Raw genomic sequence first — 15,825 nt, forward strand, 5'->3', positions numbered from 1 at the left:
ATATTCGGCTTTTAAATGGAGAGTTTGGAATGTCGTTCAAAGAACCCACGGATAAGGACTTACAGCGCAGCGTGAACGTCGCCGGGGGGCTTATTGCTTTGGCGATACTCGCGCCGATTCTTTCGCTGATCGTCCCCTATCCAGCATTAGATGGCGTAGATCTGGGAGGGTGGTTCAGCCGCAGTGGCGCAGTAACTACAGTCTTCGCGCTTCTCGCCGAGAGCGTTCTTGTCAGGGCTAGACTTTCGATTACGCCGGCCGGGTTTGGCTGGTGCGGTTTGAATGAGCATCGGCAAAAATTCATCCCGAAATTCAACAAGTCTGATTTAAAGATTTTTTGTTTGGTCATAGCTGGCACGCTGATCTGGGCCTACGGAGACCTACCGTTTAAATTCGTTTCCCCATGACAATAGCCCCTCGCCGGCTGGCGTGATTCGTAGAAGTGGGGTATTTGTGTTCGGCCCGGCATGGAGCCGGAAGGAGCTGAATTTGACTGGAAATGAAAGAAGCTTGATCGCATTAGCCGCGCACAGAGACAGCAGTGACAAATTCGATCACTTAGTCTTTGCGCTCATATTCGCAACCATTGGCTTTCTCGTGCAAACCATTCCTTTCGGTAGGATTGGGCTCAACGTAGAGACCATGTATCTATATTCGCTCGCGCTCTTTGGCTTCGCGGGGATTTCTGCCTTTAAAAGAGCGGAGTGGTCTATTCAGGCGCATGCGAAGAATCATGCAATGCTCGATGCGCTTGAAAAGCAGATGCAGGCTCAATATCTGGGCAGTCAAATAGCTTTAGGCAAATGCCAAGTCAGGACATATCGATACTACAGGGCAAGGAACATTTTTATCTTTACGGGGATTCTCTGTTTCGTAATTACAAAGGTCTTTGAGCAATATCTAAAGTGACGAGCACTACTCACGTTCAATTCTGAGTGACTCCCGCTCATAGGCGAGCCTTAGCTTCCGCGACACGTTTTCGGGTATCACATATTCGTGTCGCGGAGGCTCAAGCAGTGGAAGGGCGCCGCCCGGGCCAAGTCCGTGCAGGTGGTGAATCATCAGCGTGATCGCCTCGCCCTGTTCCTCGATGCCGCTCCATGCCATCAGCTCAGCAAGTGCTTGGCGCGTGCCGGGCAGGCAGTGCAGCCTGATTTCCTCTTCGCCGCGCTCCTTCCTCTTCGCCGCGGATTTCGCTGAGCGATCTGCATTGCTCTTGGCCATGGCCTACCTCTTCAATTCCGCTGGCCGGCAAGTCCAGCCAGGTCTGTCGTTTGCGTTGCTGGGTTCGAGCTATGCGGCGCATGAAGTACAGCCGCGCCGCGCCTTCGGATAATCGATGCCGTGATTGGCGAGAATCCGCTCGAGTGTTTTGTTGGCGATGCCGAGGCGTCCACACACCTGCCGGCGAGTGATGCCCAGCTCAAGGAATGCCCGGATCCGCTCGGCGAACTTCGCGTCGCGGGCTTCCAGATGCTCCTCCCGGTCTTTACCGGTCAGGCGGCCGCGAGCTGCACCCTTGAACGTCAGGTCGTGGGCTTGTGCGATGTTGTAGAGCGTGCGGCGGCTGATGCCGAGCGCTTCAACGATCTCTGCCTGCGTGTGCGTCGGCGCCATTTCGCGGATCCTTTCGAGCTGCTGCATGCGCTCCTGATGGCGAATGTCTTGAGCTGACAGCGGTTGAGGCGGGGCAGGCGCCCGACGCCGAAGGAATGGCTTCGGCGCCGGCGGCATCTGGGTGCTGTAGCTGACCGGCTTGGGCTTGTAGCCGATGGGCTCCGCCTCTTGGATCTTTCCGCCAGCCGATAGGAACTCTTCAACCTGCGCTGCCAGCTCGTTGGATTTCGATCGAAGGGCTTCGACCATGCTGAGGTGGTTGCTGATCATGCTGCCACCTTCACCAGCCTCACGCCGGCCATGCTGAATTTGTTGCCTTGATCGGCGACCAGCGCATCGAGGTGCTCCCAGCTCACGGTCAGCACCGAGATAGGCGCTTGGCCGTAGGCAACTGCTTTGATCAGCTCTTCCAGATCGAACACTTCGGCCTGCAGGTTCGCCGGCGCCGCAGTTGCTGCTGGCTTCGAGGCAGACTGAACAGGCGAGGCTGCTTTTACCGGTGCTGGACTGGCGACTGGTGCAGGCTCAACAGGGGCCTTGGCTTTCGACTCAGCTTCGATCCGTTGCAGCTCCTGTTGCCGGATCTGCTCGCGCTGCGCCTCGGCTTTCTCCTCCTCGGCTTTCTGGTGCTCAGAGATTCGCACCTTAATCAGCGCAACCAGGTCATCGTTGGCCTTCAGAACGAGCTGTTGGATGTCGTTGAACAAGAATGCATGGTCGGGCGCGAGCTCGGCCAAGCTGGTCAAATTCAAGCGAATTGCATCTGCTGACTGGCTCGCGGCGATTTTTGCTCGAGCCAGCTCGGTATCGACGGCGTCCTGGAGACTGGCAATGGTGCGTTTGTTCTTCATCGCGCCGGCGAAGTCGGAAGCAACCGCTGGCAGCGTTACCCGGCCCAGTGTTTTATTGATGGCCGCGACGTGATCCGCCAGCGCCTGCTCAGCCTTCTGCTTGATGTTGGTCTTCACCAGCAGCTCTTGAGCCTTCACAAGCTTGTCGACCTTCAAGCGCGTCTCGCGAGCATGTGCGCTGATTCGATCAAGAGACGAGAAAAGCTCGTCAATGCTTTGGGTTTGGGAGAGCGCTTGTTTCTTCGCTACCGCAACCGCTTCTTCGACATCGCCGCACCACTTGACCGCCTTTTTGGCGTCGGCAAAGTCTTGGTCGGTCTGCAGCGTGGTTTTCACAGAGTCGATGACAGCGAGAGCCGAATCCTCGAACACCTTGAGGTTGCTTGCGGTGACCATGCCGGTCAGTTCGATGCGTAGCGCTGGCAGCTCGTCCGGGGCCTTGCCGACGACAATCGACGGCGCCTCGGCCATTTCGAAGTTGGCCAGGTCGGCCTCGAACTGTTTCCAGCCTTCGACCAACTGCGCGGCGCGGCCGGCGACAGGTCGGTATTCCATGTGCACGAAGTTTTCGGCGGTGCCGTCGGAGCACACGAAAATCACGCGCTCGGCGCCGCTCACCAGCAGTTGCTGCTCAAGCTGCCAGTAGTAATGCGGATCCAGCTCGCCGGCCTTCACCTGGGCGACCAACGACTCGTTCCAAAGCTTGTGCTCGAATAGCGTCTCGCCAAGCATCGTCGCGCCGTCCATGGAGGCGAGCAGATTGCCGTCGGTGCCCACGACTGGATACAGCTCCTCGCCGATCATGACTTCAACCAATGGCCGGGCAAGCGCTTCCGTTGCGTGGCCTTTGTCGAAGATGTACTGCTGCGCCTGAGTGACCTCCGGCGTAATGCCGGTTTTTTTCATGGTCAGCAGGTCGGTGCGGGTCTGGTACTTCGAAGCGCCCATCATTGCGGGGGCCTCGGAGGCGGTGAAGTGCTGAGCGCGCAATGCGTGCCACTCGGCGGAGCCTTGAGCTACGTTGTGAATTTTCATGCTGCGTCTCCGTCGATTGGTTCCATTCGTTTGATTCGATCGATCTGCGAGTCGCTCAGCGTGTAGCGAGACTGAAGAAACGCGATCAGTGTCTCGGGATTGGTCTTCCCTTGATCAATGCCGCCTTGCCAAGTAGGGAGCATTGACTCGAACTTTTCGTCCGAGTAATCAGGATTTGGAGCAGGTTCCTTGCCTGCCGACGGCTGCGGCGTCACATCGCGCGGAGCCTCGTCGAAAGTCTTGCCTTCCATCTCGTCCGCCGTCGGCGCCGATCCGACCTCGGGGAACGCCTTGCGCAGCGCCTGCGCCTCGGCGCACTTGGCGAGCTGGGCGAAAGCTCGGCGCTTCCACATCGAGTTCGGGGCGACAGTGTCCTTGCTGGCAGTGGCATAGTTCTCAAGCCAGCGCTCGCTGGCAGTGAACTCGGCGACAAGGCCGTTCGACATCTGGCGTTTCACCGTCACCCGGCACCACTCCGGATAGGTGACATCGACGCCGCCCAACTTGGCGGTGATCGGTGGCCCGTATTCAGGGTCGCTGATTCCGGCGTATTGCCCGGTGCGCGCCGCCTGAATGCGGTACAGACCAATGCCAGGCATCACGGTGTCAACCATCCCACGACCTTTTTGATAGATCGGGACGATGTGCACCGGTTTGAGCATTGGGTCGAGCTGAGCCGCCTTGCAGTAGGCCAGCACCATCACCACCGAGTTGTGCGCCGCGCCTGGATACAGGCTTCCGCTCAGGACTTCGACGAGTGCGTCCTCGGAAATGGCTGGCAGATGATCAGCCTGTTTCATTACTGCGGACATGGGGAATCCTTGCCGCGCCCAGCGCAGCGATTGAATGCTTGGTTTATTGAGTGATGCGATCGGCGAGGGCGCTGAGCAGCATCAGGAAGGTGTAAATCGAGAGGACTCGGAACGATCCGCGCCGAATCAGGATGCGGCGCGCCCGCTGAAGACTGGTCATCGGAACACGTTGTAGGTGGTGGAGCGCGGCACCTGGCAAGTGCCCGAGCCGTCTTTCACGATGCCGTAGGCACCTGCACCGGCAACCAGAAGCACGACGAGAATCCAGTAGACGAGGTTCATGGCCGAGCCCTCACAGCGATGCGTCCGCCCTTCATGGTCACCGACAGGCGCTGCGGGAGGCTGTCGACCAGATCCTCACGCTTGCGGCCGATAACCTCGTTGAACGGCAGGCCGAAGCCAAGGATCGCGATGCGGCGCTCGATATCCTCGAGCTGCTCATCGGCCAGCGTTTTCACCAGAGGGGTTGTCATGCCGAAACTCCTTTCAGATGCGTGTTGCGCTCGACGAACTTTGCGTCCAGCGCGTTGCGATATCGGTTGGCGGTAGGCGTGTCGATGATCTCGGCGAACTCCGCCATTTCGATCATGCCCATGACGAAGGTGCGATCCGGCACCGGAGTGCAGGACTTGCGCATCTTCGCGATCTCAAGGCCCAGCCGGGCCAGTGCTACCTGATTACTCATAGCTCGTTGTCCTCGGCCTGGGCGATCAGTGCGTCATCGACAAGGGGTCGAAGTAGGCCCTCTGCGATTTCGCCGAGCTTGCCCAGTGGGTGGTCGCTGGTGCCGAGGAGTTCGGCGGCGGCGACCTTGTCAGCGTGGCCGCGCTCGGCGGCGATCAGCAGGTAGCCCAGCGAAGCCGTGGTGACCTCGCAGTCTGCAAGCCGTCCGTTTACATGCTCATCAACCGCCAGAGCGAACTGGGCCAGCGTGACGCCCTGAGCAGGCCGCATGCGGCGCTGAAACGAGACGTCGCAGCCGAACCGCACCAACTGCTCAGCGGCGTTGTACAGCCACTCAGACCGAGCAACTTCGCGAGGGCTTTCGCTCACCGGAGGCGGCAGGCGGTTATCGAATTCACTTTGTGCGAGCTCGGTTGCGTTCATGGTTGCCTCCAGCGTGGCGTTATTCGGTGGGCGGGGTGATAAAGGGCTGCCAATGAGTTACGCGATGCTCGAAGCGAGAGCCGTCCGGGTAGCGCCAGTCGATGCCGTTCCAGTAGAGGAAGCGCGATCCGTTCGCAAATCGCTGCGCCTGCTTGGCTGGCGTGTAAGCGATGACATGGTGTTTGCCGCCGCCTTTCGGCAGATCCGGCAGTTGATCGCTGCATTTGATCCAGCCGCTCATGGCGACCTCCAGTGTTTGGGGTTATGCGATGACGATTGATGCCAGATGCGCGCGGCAATTCCGGACGCGGTCGGCAGCTGTTTGAAGCTCGGCGCCGAGCGCCTTGAGCGCGCCGAGGTGAATCATTTCCCGACCACGTATCAGCGTGCCTTGGTAGGTGCGGCTATCGCAGGTCGAGACCGCGATAGTCACTCCGTTGACGCTCACCGAGTAGCCAGACTGGCCGGCATGGCCTCGAACAGTGGCGAGTCGCTCGGTTGCAATCTGGTGGGATTTCTCGGCCAGCTCCAGAGCCTTAACAGCTTCTGTAATCGCCTCCGTGTATTTGCTCATCGCCTTCTCCATTCGTTGATTGATCCAACAAAACTCGGATGCACTCATCCGCTCCGCTGGTTGCCGTTGGGCGCAGAGGGGAGTGCATTCGGGTGGTGTCGGCTGTGGGAGCGAAGTGAGTGTTTTCGTGTCGATAGCGCCCGGAATAGAGCGGTTGGTCTGCGGGAGCGAGAAGTGAAAAGGCCCAACTGGACGGAAGGGCCTTTTCGATCAGATGCAGCTTGCCGGTGTTGCTTCATGAGTTCCGGTTGTTTTGGGCGGGACCATCAGCTCCAGAACGCCGATAGCCCCGGTCGAGAACGCCAGCGCTCACGATGGAATCGCAATGGACCGGTTGGCAGGCCGTCATCAGGTGGCGGTTCTGGCCGCGCATGGCTGAGCGCTGCGCCGATCAGGAACAGTAGGAGCATGGTGATCTCCGATTAGGTGCTGATGCAGATGCCCGGTTGCTGACCGGTTGTGACATTCGTCCGCATCGGGGTGTGATCTACGCGAGGTCGTCACCTCTGGCTTTGCCTGCCGCCGCGCTTTGTCGACGGTGCTCAGTGGCTGGCCTGATTACGAGTCAGGTGCCTTGCTCCGCTGTAGATCACACCCCGATGCGCTCTCATAGAGAGGATCGGGCAGTTAACGACAGGCCGTCGTGGCGCTGGTCAGTCAGTGAAAGCTGACGGCGCCGTTATCTGCGGCAAGGTCGAAAGCAACTCGCCATTCCTGGTATTTCTCCCAGAAGTAGCCACCTACTGCCTCAGCCTTTTCCGCGAATTCGGCGTAATCATTGGCAAGCTTCGCGCTCACCACCGGGCCGATGGTGCCTTCACAGTCGCTGAAGTTGATTTGCTCAGCGAAAGGCCCCTCTGCGCCAGCCCAACAGGCTCCGCAGTAGCTTTCAACCTGACGCCCGTACTGCTCGCGCATTTCAGCAGGGTAACCCGCGAGCTTCGCAAGCTCCTCGCGCCAAGCGCTGTAGGTGCCGTAGCCGGTGCTGAGGCCTGAACACTCGCCGTCGGTGCGGTAAGCCATTCCTTCAATAAGGCCTTCAGTCCGCCCTGGAAAGTCCTCGTTGCTGTAGAACGTGGTGTGGTTTTCATAATCGACTAGCTCGCCATCGCTATCGCGCTCGGCGTCAGGTGCCTCAACAAGCTTGCTGTAAGCCGTGATATCCAATCCCATCGTCTTGCCCTCGGTTGTTTTCCCAATGCACCCGTCACCAGGTGCATCAGTGAAAAGGTCCGTCATTTGTGCGCTTCGGGATCTTTCAGGTGCTTGTCGAACAGTTTCTTTTGCCGGCGGGCGAATCGAGCCACAAAAGCGACCGCAAGCAGCGTCAGTGCAGCCATGACGATTGGGTAAAGTTTGATAGCGAGGAAGACCGCAAGAGGGGAGAAAAAGAAAAGCCCCAGAAACGGCAGTAGAACCTCCGTTTGCGTTGAATCCTTTTTATCTTTCCACCATTGATAACCGCTGCCTTCGGTGGTGTATGGCGTCCAGCCTCGCAGTCGCGCCATAAATTCCAAGACCGGGTTTCGCCCAGCCTCTGCATCGTCAATCCAGGCCCAGGTCTTTCGCCATACAAGGCCAATAAGCACGGCGCCTATCAGCAGTCCGGCGACCGGGAAGCCGAGCATGAAAAACGCCATCAGCTGCTCCGGTAAAGTCTCAAATTTGAACATCTCGTTGCCTCCACTGAATTCAACAATGCCGCCTCATCGAAGCGGCATCAGTAAATCTTTCTCGTTTTTCCGCCCCATGCTCGGCGCCGCGGTTTCCCCACCTGGCCGGCGTCACACATTTCGTGTTCGGTGTTATTCGCCGGCTGGCTTGCATGGTTTGGCGTCCTCCCATATGGGGAGTCCGGCAGGTTCCAGAGCCTGCATGGGGATCGAAGTTTGTGTTTCGCGCTATGCCCGTTTCCGGGGATCGATCCGCGAAGATTCCTGACTGTTAAAGAGCGGCGGGTCTCTTGAGGCCCTTCGCAGTGGCTGTGTGTCGCTGCGATGGGTGAACGATACGCCCGCGTATAAATAACGTCAATACGCGCACGCATTATTTTTGGTGAGATTCTTCTTCGCCCCCATTTGGTAGCGAGAGAAGAAATGGATTTCGATGTGTTGGCGCATGAGCAGTCGATGCCTGCTCAGGCAAAAAAATGGCTCGAATGGCCTATGAAGGAACAGCGGATAGGACTTCCGCGCGAAGGGCGCCCAGAAGAGGCCGCACTGGCACTAATGAAAAGCGAGGGGTGGGAGGGCGAGCACACGGAGGGGAATTTAACGAGATCAATCTTTAGGGCGCTCCTGCTCCCATATCTGATTGACCGCAATCCGTACAAAGCGATCGACCCCGTGCGGACACCGCTCATGCATGCAATCCACTACTTAATCCCCATGACCGCCCAGGGTATCGAAAAGCTGCTAGAGGGAGGTAGGGAGGTACCGCACGAGCCTATCGCGGAAATGCACGAAGTGCTCAGCAGCAGATTGTCAGATGTGGAATCTGTCCTGAAGGATTACTCGAGGATTTGCACGGCATGCGCGGAAGTATGGCCAATGACGCCATCGGGAAGTCACATAGCGCGCAAGTTCATCGCCGCCTATCCCAAGGCGTTCTGGCACCAGCTTTTGGATGTTTACGCAAAATTCGACGGCGCTATGTCCCATGGGTGGCCTGATCTGGAGCTCACAAACGGGACCGAGGTACTCATGGTCGAGGTAAAGGTGAAGGACAGGCTGACAGCGCACCAAAAAAATACGATCCCTCGGCTTATCTCGATGGGGGTTGGCTGTCGCCTGATACGCCTCGTCTGATCAAAGAACCGATCGAGGCCATTTCGCGTCTACGACGCGGCCGACAACCGTCCAGGTGTTATCAACTTCAACTGTTGGAAAAGCAGGGTTGAGAGGTTTCAAGTAAGCCTTCCCGGAGTCGCGAACCAACTGCTTAAATGTTGCTTCGTTGGTGTCTATGAGTTTGGCCACTACGTATTGGCCGCTTTCGACATCGCTTCCGGGCGCAACAAGGATGATCATTCCTTCGCTGAAGCTCATGCCGTTGGTCGATGTCATTGACGGGCCGCGCACCTTCAGCCAAAAACCATTTGGCCCTGCCCAAGCATCTGAAGGGTGGATCGCCTCGAAGTCGCCAACGTTGAACAGATCCATTGCTTCGCACGCAACTCCAGCCTGCACCCAACTGATCTCCGGATATTCGTAATAACGGCTCGGCCCTGTTGCCGGCTCTACGTTTGCATCAAAGGAATCAGGCTCGCTCTTCGGTCCGCCATCCCATAGCCACTTACTGGCCACGCGCAAGGCTTTCGCGATCTTTTCAATATTTTCCCGCTTTGGGGATTTCGATTCACCGGAAATTATTCTGTGAACGGTTGGTTGCGTAACGCCAGCTCGACGCGCCAGCTCGCCCTCGCTCCAGCCCTTAGCGGCCATTTCGGCAGCGATCCTATCTCCGATGTGCATTTTTCACCAATAGACAAACGTATTGCGCAAGTGTATTGCCTCCGTTTATACGACTGCGTATCATGCGGTCAATACGCTGCCGAATTGGAGGCACATATGACTATTCAAGAAATGCTCACTGAGCTTTTCAGCCTAGGTTTTTCGCAGAAGGCGATCGCTGATCGCATTTCCACCACGCAGCCGACTATTCACCGCGCCAGTAAGGGCGCGGATGTTCGCTACGAAACTGGAAAGGCTATTGAAAGCCTCTACGAAGACGCCCTAAAGAAATCCGCTGCCTAACCACTTCCAATCACACAAGGAAACACAGATGTCGTACTTCGCACCTGACCACCTCCACGACAAGCCGACCAAGGTTCGCCTGGACGAGGCGGCTGACGACCTGCTGACAGCGATGGCCCGCTTTCAGCGGACCCAGAAAGCTGTGCTCGCTCGCGAAATCCTTGAGCGCGGCCTGAACCAAATGATGGAAGAGCTTAACGCGAAAACAGACGTGGCCTGAAGTAGCCGAGGAGGCCCTGTGCCTGAAAGAAAACCGCTGGAAATCCAGCTCGACTGGCAGGGACTCGCTGATCTGGAGCTATTAGCCAGACGCAACGGGGTAACCCCAGAAGAGATGGCCGCAACAATCATGAACCGGGCGCTGGATCGAATGACCCGGCCACCAAAGAGCCGGAGCAACGTCGCTTCCATAGGACGGAAGGGCTGATAAGCCCCTCAGGGACTCATGAGGAACTGCCAATGAAACAACCATCCACCAAATCGCAGGCACAAAAAAACCGACGGATCAGGTCGGTTCTTTTTACAGCTGTTTGCACAACGTTCTGGAGCGAATAATGCACCATCCAAACCAAACGAGCAATACCCCTTCGAATGTCGCGACACGTTTTGCTGGTTCTGAAAACGTGTCGTGCATTTCAATGACCAGCCTTGAGCTAGTCGAGTTCATAAACGCTCATCGCTCGCGGCAATCTGCTGAGACTGGTTCAAAATTCGCCCTGCTCTTGCACAAGAGCTTTTTAGGAAAAGTGGTAGAGGTTTTGGGTGAGGAGACATCGGCAAAATTTATTGCCGATCTTCCCGACAGTTATGGTCGTCCGCGCAAAGGCTATTTGTTTCCAAAGCGCGAGTCTTGCCTGATGGCGATGTCGTATAGCTACGACCTTCAAGCCGCTGTTTTCGATCACATGACAGCGCTGGAGGAGCGCCTCTCCCAGAAGGTCGCACTCCCTTCCTACGCTGAAGCTTTGCGCCTCTATGCCGACCAAATCGAGCAGACCGCCGTGCTGCGCGTCGAGAACCATCAGCAGGCCGAGAAGATCGCCAGCCTTGAGTCCATCTTCCAGGTAGGCATGACGCCAACGCAGTTCTGCAAGCGCCTCAACGGCGTGAACTGCCAGCAGGTCAACAACGCGTTGCTGGCCCGCAAGTGGATCTTCAATTCGGAGCGTGACGAGAATCGGTCGGTCAAGTTCCGAGTCGGCTCGATCGCCCGAGACAAATACCTGACGGAGAAGGTGACCACCATCTCCAACGAGGGGATGGACTCCTTTGCCAAGTACACGCCGATCCTTCTGAAGGAGGGCGCCAAGCGCCTGCACGATCTGTACATGGCTCAGAAGCTCCCGATGAAAAAGACTTGGGATGGTCAGTTCTGCCACTGCAAAGCGACCGAGGAGGACTTGGCATGAGCGGTCCTACCTACCAGCAGCTTATCGAGCGCGCCGCCACTACTGCCCTTGAGCACTTCAAGGCGCAGAACACTAAAAAGGCCCTGAAGGCCGAACTGCGCTCGCTGTACGACACCTACTTCGAAGCGCACGGCCGCCCCGCAGGGAAGTTTGATCCGCACAACGACGACTTCTTGCCCGTGATGAATTTCACCGAGGCTCAGTTCCAGCGTGTGCGCGCCGCGAAGAAGGCCGAGTACAACGCCTTGCGCCGTCACCACACCGCGCTCCGAGCACTTGTGTCGCTCAATCCAGCCGATCTCAAGGGGGTCGCATGATGCACTACTTCAAAAGAAATATTGGCGACTACCACAAGAAGGCTGGGCGCCTGACCATGCTTGAACACGGTGCGTACACGCTCTTGCTCGATGCGTGCTACGACCGTGAACGCTTCCCTACTTTGGAAGAAGCAATCGACTGGTGCTGGGCACGCAACAAGGAAGAAATCGACGCAGTTGAGCTTGTTTTGCGCAAGTTCTTCGAGCTTGTCGATGGCGTTTACATCCAGGCGCGCATTCAGGACGAAGTGGCCGCGTATCACGCTACAGCCTTGAAAAATAAAGAGATCGCCGAGAAGCGTGAGGAAGCCAAGCGCACGAAGCGTGCACCACTCGTGCACGAAGCGTCCACGGATGGTCACCTAACCAATAACCATAAACCACTAACCATTAACCAAGAACCAGTAGATCAAAAGACTCCGGCGCAGGCGCCGACCGAGGACCTCTTCCCGAAGTTCTGGAAGATGTACCCGAACAAGAAGGGTAAGGCCGCAGCTGAAAAAGCCTGGAAGAAGCTCAAGGTCACTGCTGACCTGTTCGGCCAGATTGCCGAAGGCCTGGCTGCGCAAGTCGTTTGCGAGGCATGGGTCAAGGACGGCGGGCAGTTCATTCCGCACCCAGCGACATGGCTGAACGGCAAGCGCTGGGAGGACGAGGTGAAAGTCGCCAGCAACGTGCACCCGTTCCCGCAATCCCGCCACACCGGCTTCGCTGATCGCGATTACACCTCCGGCCTGAAGATGCGGGAGGACGGCAGCTATGCGCTCTGAACAAGTCCAATCCACTCCAGAACTGCCGCCGGGTACTCGCATCCAGCCAGCCGAGTGCGAAACCCACGGCGCCTACGAGCAGAAGGTCTATGCCGTGCTCGGCCGAGAGCTCAGAAGCAACTGCCCCGAATGCAGCCGTATTGCCCGCGAGAAAGCCGACGCGGCCGAGAAGGCCAACAAGGCGATGGAACTGCGTATGTCCCTCGCTCGCAAGCTGGGCGATGCGCTGATCCCGAAACGCTTCACCACTCGCACCCTGGGTAACTACCAGGCCGAGAACGACGGTCAGCGCAAAGCCCTCCGGTTCTGCCAGCACTACGTCCAGATCTTTGACGAGATCCTCAAGACCGGTCGCTGCATGGTGCTGATCGGCAAGCCCGGCACCGGTAAAACCCACCTCGGCGCCGGCATGGCCAACGAGCTGCTGCACAACACGTCGCGCACGGCCGTGTACCGCACTGTCGGCGCAATCCTTCAGGCGATCCGCTCCACGTACGACAAGCACAGTGAACGCAGCGAAGCCGAGATTCTGTCGAGCCTGATCGATCCCGATCTGCTGGTGCTGGACGAGGTAGGCGTGAGCAAGGAGCAGCCGAGCGACTTCGAGCTGACGACCCTGTTCGCAATCATCAACGGCCGGTACGAGCAGGAGCGCCCGACGGTGGTGATCTCCAACCTCGAAGCCAGCCAGTTGCCGGCCGCCATGGGAGACCGCTGCGTCGACCGTCTGCGCGAGGGCGGAATGATCGTGGTCCCGTTCGACTGGGAATCGCAGCGCGGCAAGGAGGGTTTCTGATGAAACGAGCAAACCCAGCACAGCTTCGCCAATCCCTTGAGATGGCGAACACCATGGTCAAGCACGGGATCCGCTTCGTGTGCATGCCGGTGGTGGATGAGGCGGACTGCCTCAATTTGGCAAGCCAGGCCACCGAGCGCCTGGAGCGCATGGCATTGATCGCAGAAGCAGCGGAGCAACGGACATGACCATCGACAAACAAAAACTCCAGAAGCTGCTGTGGGCCGAGGCCGCGTCATTCCGGTCTGACTGCGCAGAGTGGAAGCTCAACACTGAAGCACTGCAGGATTTCCTCGGCGAGAGAACCGTGGAAGAGGTGGCGCTTGAACTGCTGGCTGAAAACGAGCGACTGACAAAGCAGCTCGGTGAACTGATCGACGGCCTTTCAAGCCAAATGGTGCAGCCATGAATCCAGTGATCGTTCGACAGATGCAACCGTGCCCGGTGAGTTGCGTTTCAACGTGCCTTGCGATGCTTGCCGGTCGACCTGTTGCCGAGGTCATCGATGAGTTGCACAAGCCATACCGCGAGGGCGAGCTGACCATGCGCGAAATGCTCGAATACCTCGGGATCAAATACACGGCGTTTTTCAGTGTCGACAACCCGCCCCTGGCGGACGAGGGCGTTTATCTCTGCACGGCGCCGTCACTCAATATCGAGGCTGGCAATCACCAGATCCTGATCGAGGTGACCGATGAGGGTTACTTCGTGATTGACCCGGTCCAGGGCCGCGAGGATCGCAAGTATTACGTGCCGCGCGGTCAGGGTAACGGTGATCCGTTCGCAATCGATCTTGGAGGGTTCGTTGTCGATGCGTTCGTCTCACGTTCCCACCTGGTGGAGAAATTCACGAACGCTATGGCGACGGAGGTTGCGGCATGACCGAGTTCGCAATCCGCAGCCAGCGCGATATCAGCCGTCTTATGGGTGTCCTGCACGCCACCGACTTCACCAAACCCAAGATCGTAGTCATCAAAGACGAGAAGCGCCCGGACATCTGCAATCGCAAGATGTGGGCAATGCTCAAGGACGTGTCCGAGCAAGTGGTCTGGCACGGCAAGAAGCTGACCAGTGAAGACTGGAAGTGCCTTTTCAGTGCCTCGCTGGAGAAGCAGCGCGCGGAGCCAGGTCTGGATGGTGGCTTTGTCGTGATGGCCGTATCGACCCGCAAGCAGTCGCAGAAGTGGTTCAGCGATCTGTTCGAGCTGATGCATGCCTTCGGCGCCGAGCATGGTGTCCGCTGGACTGAGCAGGACAAGTGGGGAGGGCGCTACTGATGACTCCAGCAGAAATGTTTTGGATTGTGATCTTTCTCGCCATGGTCATTGGCGTGGTCGCCGGCCATGTTGTTGATCAACGCCGCAAGGAATCTCTCGCCGAGTTTGAGCAGAAACGCAAAGCGCGAAAGGAAGAAGTCGAACGAGCAGCAAGGAAAGCATTATGAGCCTCACAGCAAAGCAGCCACGCCCCAAAAAATGCGCGGTCAAAGCGTGCAGGGCCTCATTCGTCCCGCGCGTAAACTTTCAGTCCTGGTGCTCGCCGGACTGCGCCGTTGTCATCGCGCGGGACAAGCAGGAGAAGAAGCGCAAGTCGCTGGCGATCATCGAGCGCCGCGAGATCAAGGTCCGCAAGGAGAAGCTGAAGAGCAGGGCGGATCACCTGCGCGAAGCCCAGACCGCGGTGAACGAGTACGTCCGCCTGCGTGACGCGCGCCTGCCGTGCATCAGCTGCGACTCGATGCCGAACGACAACGACTTGATGACGGGTAGCCGCTGGGACGCTGGCCACTACCGATCTGTCGGCGCCTGTCCTGAGCTGCGTTTCGAGCCGCTGAATATTCATCGTCAGTGTGTGAAGTGCAATCGCAACCTGTCCGGTAACGCGGTGGAGTACCGCATCCGGTTGGTGCAGCGCATCGGCGCCGAAACCGTGGCTTGGTTGGAGGGGCCTCATGAGCCCCGCAAGTACACCGTCGAAGAAATCAAAACCATCAAGGCCGAATACCGGGCCAAGACTCGGGAACTGAAGAGGGCTGCAGCATGAACTACCACAATGTGATTTCCGCAGTAGTCCGGGCCTTGGCAGCCGAGACGATCAACAGTTCCGGCGGATGCAATGTCGAGCCCCGGGTGCAGGCCAGCAAGCTCAAGGGCGAGATATCCGGGAAGGATGCCGCGCTGTTGGCTGACTGCATCGCGCACAAGCTCTTGCACGCCCAGCTTTCCCCGAGGCACTGGAACGCCCTGGTGGCGAAGTACAGCACGCACCGTGGCCGCAAGATCGACTCCATCGGCCGGCTGGTCGCCGTGGTGAAGAGCCCGGCGCCGCAGCGATTCACGCAACAGGCTGTCTTGGTGTGGGCTGTACCGCAGCAGGTGAAGGGCATTCAGCGAGCGGTAACCCAGAGCAAGGCGCCGAAGCACCGGGAGAACAAGGAGGAGGGGCAGTGGGATTGGCGCAACGCGGCAGCAGACGCTGACGTCGCCCGGGCCAACAAGCATGCGCGCGCCGTCGCAGAGGACAAGCCCGGCGAGATGATCGTCCTGGCCGATTCGAACTACGACATGACGAATTGGGATTCCCAAGGGCTTACAGAGCGCACTTACCAGCGCTGGAACAAGGCCATCAAGGACGGCTTGGAGTCACTTGTGAACGAGGCTCTGGTCGAGGCGCAACACATGCTTGAAGCAGTCGGAGTGCTGGAAGGCGAGGCGGCATAAAATAGTCCCTCAAAAGGGCTTGCAATGTCATGTCGCCATGTCGCATTATTAACCCATCCTGT

The 15,825-nt window shown here is 58.1% G+C and carries 30 protein-coding genes; 16 read left to right on the top strand and 14 right to left on the bottom strand.

Annotated elements, in window-relative coordinates; genetic code table 11:
* Window positions 1-29: 29 nt before the first annotated feature.
* Both ACIGDJ_RS05145 and ACIGDJ_RS05150 read left to right on the top strand, forming a co-directional pair.
* Window positions 30-407 carry a hypothetical protein gene (locus tag ACIGDJ_RS05145; RefSeq protein ID WP_174376679.1) on the top strand — a complete coding sequence of 126 codons (378 nt, stop codon included), beginning with the start codon at window positions 30-32 and terminating at the stop codon, window positions 405-407.
* Window positions 408-489: 82 nt separating this feature from the next.
* Window positions 490-909 carry a hypothetical protein gene (locus ACIGDJ_RS05150; protein WP_397478741.1) on the top strand — a complete coding sequence of 140 codons (420 nt, stop codon included), beginning with the start codon at window positions 490-492 and terminating at the stop codon, window positions 907-909.
* 6 nt (window positions 910-915) lie between these two features.
* On the opposite strand, the gene ACIGDJ_RS05155 is transcribed toward ACIGDJ_RS05150, so the two are convergent.
* The 13 genes from ACIGDJ_RS05155 to ACIGDJ_RS05215 form a co-directional block, all read right to left on the bottom strand.
* A complete protein-coding gene (locus ACIGDJ_RS05155; protein ID WP_397478742.1) occupies window positions 916-1,224 on the bottom strand; it encodes a hypothetical protein in 309 nt (102 codons plus the stop codon).
* A gap of 69 nt (window positions 1,225-1,293) precedes the next feature.
* The gene (locus ACIGDJ_RS05160; protein WP_397478743.1) at window positions 1,294-1,887 is read right to left on the bottom strand and encodes a hypothetical protein; all 594 of its coding nucleotides are present in this window, start codon (window positions 1,885-1,887) and stop codon (window positions 1,294-1,296) included.
* A complete protein-coding gene (locus ACIGDJ_RS05165; protein ID WP_397478744.1) occupies window positions 1,884-3,503 on the bottom strand; it encodes a YqaJ viral recombinase family protein in 1,620 nt (539 codons plus the stop codon). Before ACIGDJ_RS05165 ends, ACIGDJ_RS05160 begins: the two co-directional genes overlap by 4 nt.
* The gene (bet, locus tag ACIGDJ_RS05170) at window positions 3,500-4,303 is read right to left on the bottom strand and encodes a phage recombination protein Bet (protein ID WP_397478788.1); all 804 of its coding nucleotides are present in this window, start codon (window positions 4,301-4,303) and stop codon (window positions 3,500-3,502) included. The genes ACIGDJ_RS05165 and bet overlap by 4 nt, the downstream gene beginning before the upstream one ends.
* Window positions 4,304-4,471: 168 nt before the next feature.
* Complete coding sequence (locus ACIGDJ_RS05175) at window positions 4,472-4,597, bottom strand: hypothetical protein (RefSeq protein ID WP_256674831.1); 126 nt, start codon at window positions 4,595-4,597, stop codon at window positions 4,472-4,474.
* Window positions 4,594-4,788, bottom strand: a complete 195-nt coding sequence (locus tag ACIGDJ_RS05180; protein ID WP_252869377.1) for a hypothetical protein — start codon at window positions 4,786-4,788, stop codon at window positions 4,594-4,596. The genes ACIGDJ_RS05175 and ACIGDJ_RS05180 overlap by 4 nt, the downstream gene beginning before the upstream one ends.
* Window positions 4,785-5,000 carry a hypothetical protein gene (locus ACIGDJ_RS05185; protein WP_336353002.1) on the bottom strand — a complete coding sequence of 72 codons (216 nt, stop codon included), beginning with the start codon at window positions 4,998-5,000 and terminating at the stop codon, window positions 4,785-4,787. Before ACIGDJ_RS05185 ends, ACIGDJ_RS05180 begins: the two co-directional genes overlap by 4 nt.
* Window positions 4,997-5,422 (bottom strand): hypothetical protein, encoded by a 426-nt coding sequence (locus ACIGDJ_RS05190; RefSeq protein WP_397478745.1) that lies wholly within the window; start codon window positions 5,420-5,422, stop codon window positions 4,997-4,999. Before ACIGDJ_RS05190 ends, ACIGDJ_RS05185 begins: the two co-directional genes overlap by 4 nt.
* A 19-nt stretch (window positions 5,423-5,441) precedes the next feature.
* Window positions 5,442-5,663: a DUF551 domain-containing protein gene (locus tag ACIGDJ_RS05195; RefSeq protein ID WP_397478746.1), complete on the bottom strand. Its 222-nt coding sequence runs from the start codon at window positions 5,661-5,663 to the stop codon at window positions 5,442-5,444.
* 21 nt (window positions 5,664-5,684) lie between these two features.
* Window positions 5,685-5,996: a hypothetical protein gene (locus tag ACIGDJ_RS05200; RefSeq protein ID WP_397478747.1), complete on the bottom strand. Its 312-nt coding sequence runs from the start codon at window positions 5,994-5,996 to the stop codon at window positions 5,685-5,687.
* Window positions 5,997-6,262: 266 nt separating this feature from the next.
* Window positions 6,263-6,406 carry a hypothetical protein gene (locus tag ACIGDJ_RS05205; RefSeq protein WP_397478748.1) on the bottom strand — a complete coding sequence of 48 codons (144 nt, stop codon included), beginning with the start codon at window positions 6,404-6,406 and terminating at the stop codon, window positions 6,263-6,265.
* A 247-nt stretch (window positions 6,407-6,653) separates the two neighbouring features.
* Window positions 6,654-7,235 carry a hypothetical protein gene (locus tag ACIGDJ_RS05210; RefSeq protein WP_397478749.1) on the bottom strand — a complete coding sequence of 194 codons (582 nt, stop codon included), beginning with the start codon at window positions 7,233-7,235 and terminating at the stop codon, window positions 6,654-6,656.
* Entirely contained in the window at window positions 7,232-7,669 is a 438-nt protein-coding gene (locus ACIGDJ_RS05215; RefSeq protein ID WP_397478750.1) for a hypothetical protein, read from the bottom strand. The genes ACIGDJ_RS05210 and ACIGDJ_RS05215 overlap by 4 nt, the downstream gene beginning before the upstream one ends.
* A 423-nt stretch (window positions 7,670-8,092) precedes the next feature.
* On the opposite strand from ACIGDJ_RS05215, the gene ACIGDJ_RS05220 reads away from it, so the two are divergent.
* A complete protein-coding gene (locus ACIGDJ_RS05220) occupies window positions 8,093-8,803 on the top strand; it encodes a hypothetical protein (protein ID WP_042560001.1) in 711 nt (236 codons plus the stop codon).
* Here the strand turns inward: ACIGDJ_RS05220 and ACIGDJ_RS05225 are convergent, their stop codons facing one another.
* Complete coding sequence (locus tag ACIGDJ_RS05225) at window positions 8,804-9,469, bottom strand: LexA family transcriptional regulator (RefSeq protein WP_042560000.1); 666 nt, start codon at window positions 9,467-9,469, stop codon at window positions 8,804-8,806.
* Window positions 9,470-9,565: 96 nt separating this feature from the next.
* Here ACIGDJ_RS05225 and ACIGDJ_RS05230 point away from each other — a divergent pair, with 96 nt between their 5' ends.
* The 13 genes from ACIGDJ_RS05230 to ACIGDJ_RS05290 all read left to right on the top strand — a co-directional run bounded on the left by ACIGDJ_RS05230 (window position 9,566) and on the right by ACIGDJ_RS05290 (window position 15,763).
* Complete coding sequence (locus ACIGDJ_RS05230; protein ID WP_024013552.1) at window positions 9,566-9,751, top strand: hypothetical protein; 186 nt, start codon at window positions 9,566-9,568, stop codon at window positions 9,749-9,751.
* Window positions 9,752-9,779: 28 nt separating this feature from the next.
* The gene (locus ACIGDJ_RS05235) at window positions 9,780-9,971 is read left to right on the top strand and encodes a hypothetical protein (protein ID WP_042559999.1); all 192 of its coding nucleotides are present in this window, start codon (window positions 9,780-9,782) and stop codon (window positions 9,969-9,971) included.
* A gap of 334 nt (window positions 9,972-10,305) precedes the next feature.
* Entirely contained in the window at window positions 10,306-11,160 is an 855-nt protein-coding gene (locus tag ACIGDJ_RS05240) for a hypothetical protein (RefSeq protein ID WP_042559997.1), read from the top strand.
* Window positions 11,157-11,477, top strand: a complete 321-nt coding sequence (locus tag ACIGDJ_RS05245; protein WP_042559996.1) for a hypothetical protein — start codon at window positions 11,157-11,159, stop codon at window positions 11,475-11,477. The genes ACIGDJ_RS05240 and ACIGDJ_RS05245 overlap by 4 nt, the downstream gene beginning before the upstream one ends.
* Window positions 11,477-12,247, top strand: a complete 771-nt coding sequence (locus ACIGDJ_RS05250) for a YdaU family protein (protein WP_042562138.1) — start codon at window positions 11,477-11,479, stop codon at window positions 12,245-12,247. Before ACIGDJ_RS05245 ends, ACIGDJ_RS05250 begins: the two co-directional genes overlap by 1 nt.
* Window positions 12,237-13,043, top strand: coding sequence for an ATP-binding protein (locus tag ACIGDJ_RS05255; RefSeq protein ID WP_042559995.1), 807 nt, complete (start codon window positions 12,237-12,239; stop codon window positions 13,041-13,043). The genes ACIGDJ_RS05250 and ACIGDJ_RS05255 overlap by 11 nt, the downstream gene beginning before the upstream one ends.
* Window positions 13,043-13,231 carry a DUF1382 family protein gene (locus ACIGDJ_RS05260; protein ID WP_397478751.1) on the top strand — a complete coding sequence of 63 codons (189 nt, stop codon included), beginning with the start codon at window positions 13,043-13,045 and terminating at the stop codon, window positions 13,229-13,231. The genes ACIGDJ_RS05255 and ACIGDJ_RS05260 overlap by 1 nt, the downstream gene beginning before the upstream one ends.
* A complete protein-coding gene (locus tag ACIGDJ_RS05265) occupies window positions 13,228-13,452 on the top strand; it encodes a hypothetical protein (protein ID WP_397478752.1) in 225 nt (74 codons plus the stop codon). Before ACIGDJ_RS05260 ends, ACIGDJ_RS05265 begins: the two co-directional genes overlap by 4 nt.
* Complete coding sequence (locus ACIGDJ_RS05270; protein ID WP_397504519.1) at window positions 13,449-13,925, top strand: hypothetical protein; 477 nt, start codon at window positions 13,449-13,451, stop codon at window positions 13,923-13,925. Before ACIGDJ_RS05265 ends, ACIGDJ_RS05270 begins: the two co-directional genes overlap by 4 nt.
* Complete coding sequence (locus ACIGDJ_RS05275) at window positions 13,922-14,320, top strand: recombination protein NinB (protein WP_397478754.1); 399 nt, start codon at window positions 13,922-13,924, stop codon at window positions 14,318-14,320. The genes ACIGDJ_RS05270 and ACIGDJ_RS05275 overlap by 4 nt, the downstream gene beginning before the upstream one ends.
* Entirely contained in the window at window positions 14,320-14,487 is a 168-nt protein-coding gene (locus ACIGDJ_RS05280) for a hypothetical protein (protein ID WP_397478755.1), read from the top strand. Before ACIGDJ_RS05275 ends, ACIGDJ_RS05280 begins: the two co-directional genes overlap by 1 nt.
* Entirely contained in the window at window positions 14,484-15,086 is a 603-nt protein-coding gene (locus tag ACIGDJ_RS05285) for a recombination protein NinG (protein WP_397478756.1), read from the top strand. The genes ACIGDJ_RS05280 and ACIGDJ_RS05285 overlap by 4 nt, the downstream gene beginning before the upstream one ends.
* A complete protein-coding gene (locus ACIGDJ_RS05290; RefSeq protein ID WP_397478757.1) occupies window positions 15,083-15,763 on the top strand; it encodes a hypothetical protein in 681 nt (226 codons plus the stop codon). Before ACIGDJ_RS05285 ends, ACIGDJ_RS05290 begins: the two co-directional genes overlap by 4 nt.
* Window positions 15,764-15,825: the final 62 nt, after the last annotated feature.

It is taken from the genome of Pseudomonas sp. NPDC079367, from assembly GCF_044542195.1.
In the GTDB taxonomy this organism is placed as follows: Bacteria; Pseudomonadota; Gammaproteobacteria; order Pseudomonadales; family Pseudomonadaceae; genus Aquipseudomonas.

Coding starts and splice junctions, on each gene's coding strand:
- ACIGDJ_RS05145 (WP_174376679.1), top strand. CDS start 30: ATGTCGTTCAAAGAACCCACGGATAAGGACTTACAGCGCAGCGTGAAC.
- ACIGDJ_RS05155 (WP_397478742.1), bottom strand. CDS start 1,224: ATGGCCAAGAGCAATGCAGATCGCTCAGCGAAATCCGCGGCGAAGAGG.
- ACIGDJ_RS05160 (WP_397478743.1), bottom strand. CDS start 1,887: ATGATCAGCAACCACCTCAGCATGGTCGAAGCCCTTCGATCGAAATCC.
- ACIGDJ_RS05165 (WP_397478744.1), bottom strand. CDS start 3,503: ATGAAAATTCACAACGTAGCTCAAGGCTCCGCCGAGTGGCACGCATTG.
- bet (WP_397478788.1), bottom strand. CDS start 4,303: ATGAAACAGGCTGATCATCTGCCAGCCATTTCCGAGGACGCACTCGTC.
- ACIGDJ_RS05175 (WP_256674831.1), bottom strand. CDS start 4,597: ATGAACCTCGTCTACTGGATTCTCGTCGTGCTTCTGGTTGCCGGTGCA.
- ACIGDJ_RS05180 (WP_252869377.1), bottom strand. CDS start 4,788: ATGACAACCCCTCTGGTGAAAACGCTGGCCGATGAGCAGCTCGAGGAT.
- ACIGDJ_RS05185 (WP_336353002.1), bottom strand. CDS start 5,000: ATGAGTAATCAGGTAGCACTGGCCCGGCTGGGCCTTGAGATCGCGAAG.
- ACIGDJ_RS05190 (WP_397478745.1), bottom strand. CDS start 5,422: ATGAACGCAACCGAGCTCGCACAAAGTGAATTCGATAACCGCCTGCCG.
- ACIGDJ_RS05195 (WP_397478746.1), bottom strand. CDS start 5,663: ATGAGCGGCTGGATCAAATGCAGCGATCAACTGCCGGATCTGCCGAAA.
- ACIGDJ_RS05200 (WP_397478747.1), bottom strand. CDS start 5,996: ATGAGCAAATACACGGAGGCGATTACAGAAGCTGTTAAGGCTCTGGAG.
- ACIGDJ_RS05205 (WP_397478748.1), bottom strand. CDS start 6,406: ATGCTCCTACTGTTCCTGATCGGCGCAGCGCTCAGCCATGCGCGGCCA.
- ACIGDJ_RS05210 (WP_397478749.1), bottom strand. CDS start 7,235: ATGACGGACCTTTTCACTGATGCACCTGGTGACGGGTGCATTGGGAAA.
- ACIGDJ_RS05215 (WP_397478750.1), bottom strand. CDS start 7,669: ATGTTCAAATTTGAGACTTTACCGGAGCAGCTGATGGCGTTTTTCATG.
- ACIGDJ_RS05220 (WP_042560001.1), top strand. CDS start 8,093: ATGGATTTCGATGTGTTGGCGCATGAGCAGTCGATGCCTGCTCAGGCA.
- ACIGDJ_RS05225 (WP_042560000.1), bottom strand. CDS start 9,469: ATGCACATCGGAGATAGGATCGCTGCCGAAATGGCCGCTAAGGGCTGG.
- ACIGDJ_RS05230 (WP_024013552.1), top strand. CDS start 9,566: ATGACTATTCAAGAAATGCTCACTGAGCTTTTCAGCCTAGGTTTTTCG.
- ACIGDJ_RS05235 (WP_042559999.1), top strand. CDS start 9,780: ATGTCGTACTTCGCACCTGACCACCTCCACGACAAGCCGACCAAGGTT.
- ACIGDJ_RS05240 (WP_042559997.1), top strand. CDS start 10,306: ATGCACCATCCAAACCAAACGAGCAATACCCCTTCGAATGTCGCGACA.
- ACIGDJ_RS05245 (WP_042559996.1), top strand. CDS start 11,157: ATGAGCGGTCCTACCTACCAGCAGCTTATCGAGCGCGCCGCCACTACT.
- ACIGDJ_RS05250 (WP_042562138.1), top strand. CDS start 11,477: ATGCACTACTTCAAAAGAAATATTGGCGACTACCACAAGAAGGCTGGG.
- ACIGDJ_RS05255 (WP_042559995.1), top strand. CDS start 12,237: ATGCGCTCTGAACAAGTCCAATCCACTCCAGAACTGCCGCCGGGTACT.
- ACIGDJ_RS05260 (WP_397478751.1), top strand. CDS start 13,043: ATGAAACGAGCAAACCCAGCACAGCTTCGCCAATCCCTTGAGATGGCG.
- ACIGDJ_RS05265 (WP_397478752.1), top strand. CDS start 13,228: ATGACCATCGACAAACAAAAACTCCAGAAGCTGCTGTGGGCCGAGGCC.
- ACIGDJ_RS05270 (WP_397504519.1), top strand. CDS start 13,449: ATGAATCCAGTGATCGTTCGACAGATGCAACCGTGCCCGGTGAGTTGC.
- ACIGDJ_RS05275 (WP_397478754.1), top strand. CDS start 13,922: ATGACCGAGTTCGCAATCCGCAGCCAGCGCGATATCAGCCGTCTTATG.
- ACIGDJ_RS05280 (WP_397478755.1), top strand. CDS start 14,320: ATGACTCCAGCAGAAATGTTTTGGATTGTGATCTTTCTCGCCATGGTC.
- ACIGDJ_RS05285 (WP_397478756.1), top strand. CDS start 14,484: ATGAGCCTCACAGCAAAGCAGCCACGCCCCAAAAAATGCGCGGTCAAA.
- ACIGDJ_RS05290 (WP_397478757.1), top strand. CDS start 15,083: ATGAACTACCACAATGTGATTTCCGCAGTAGTCCGGGCCTTGGCAGCC.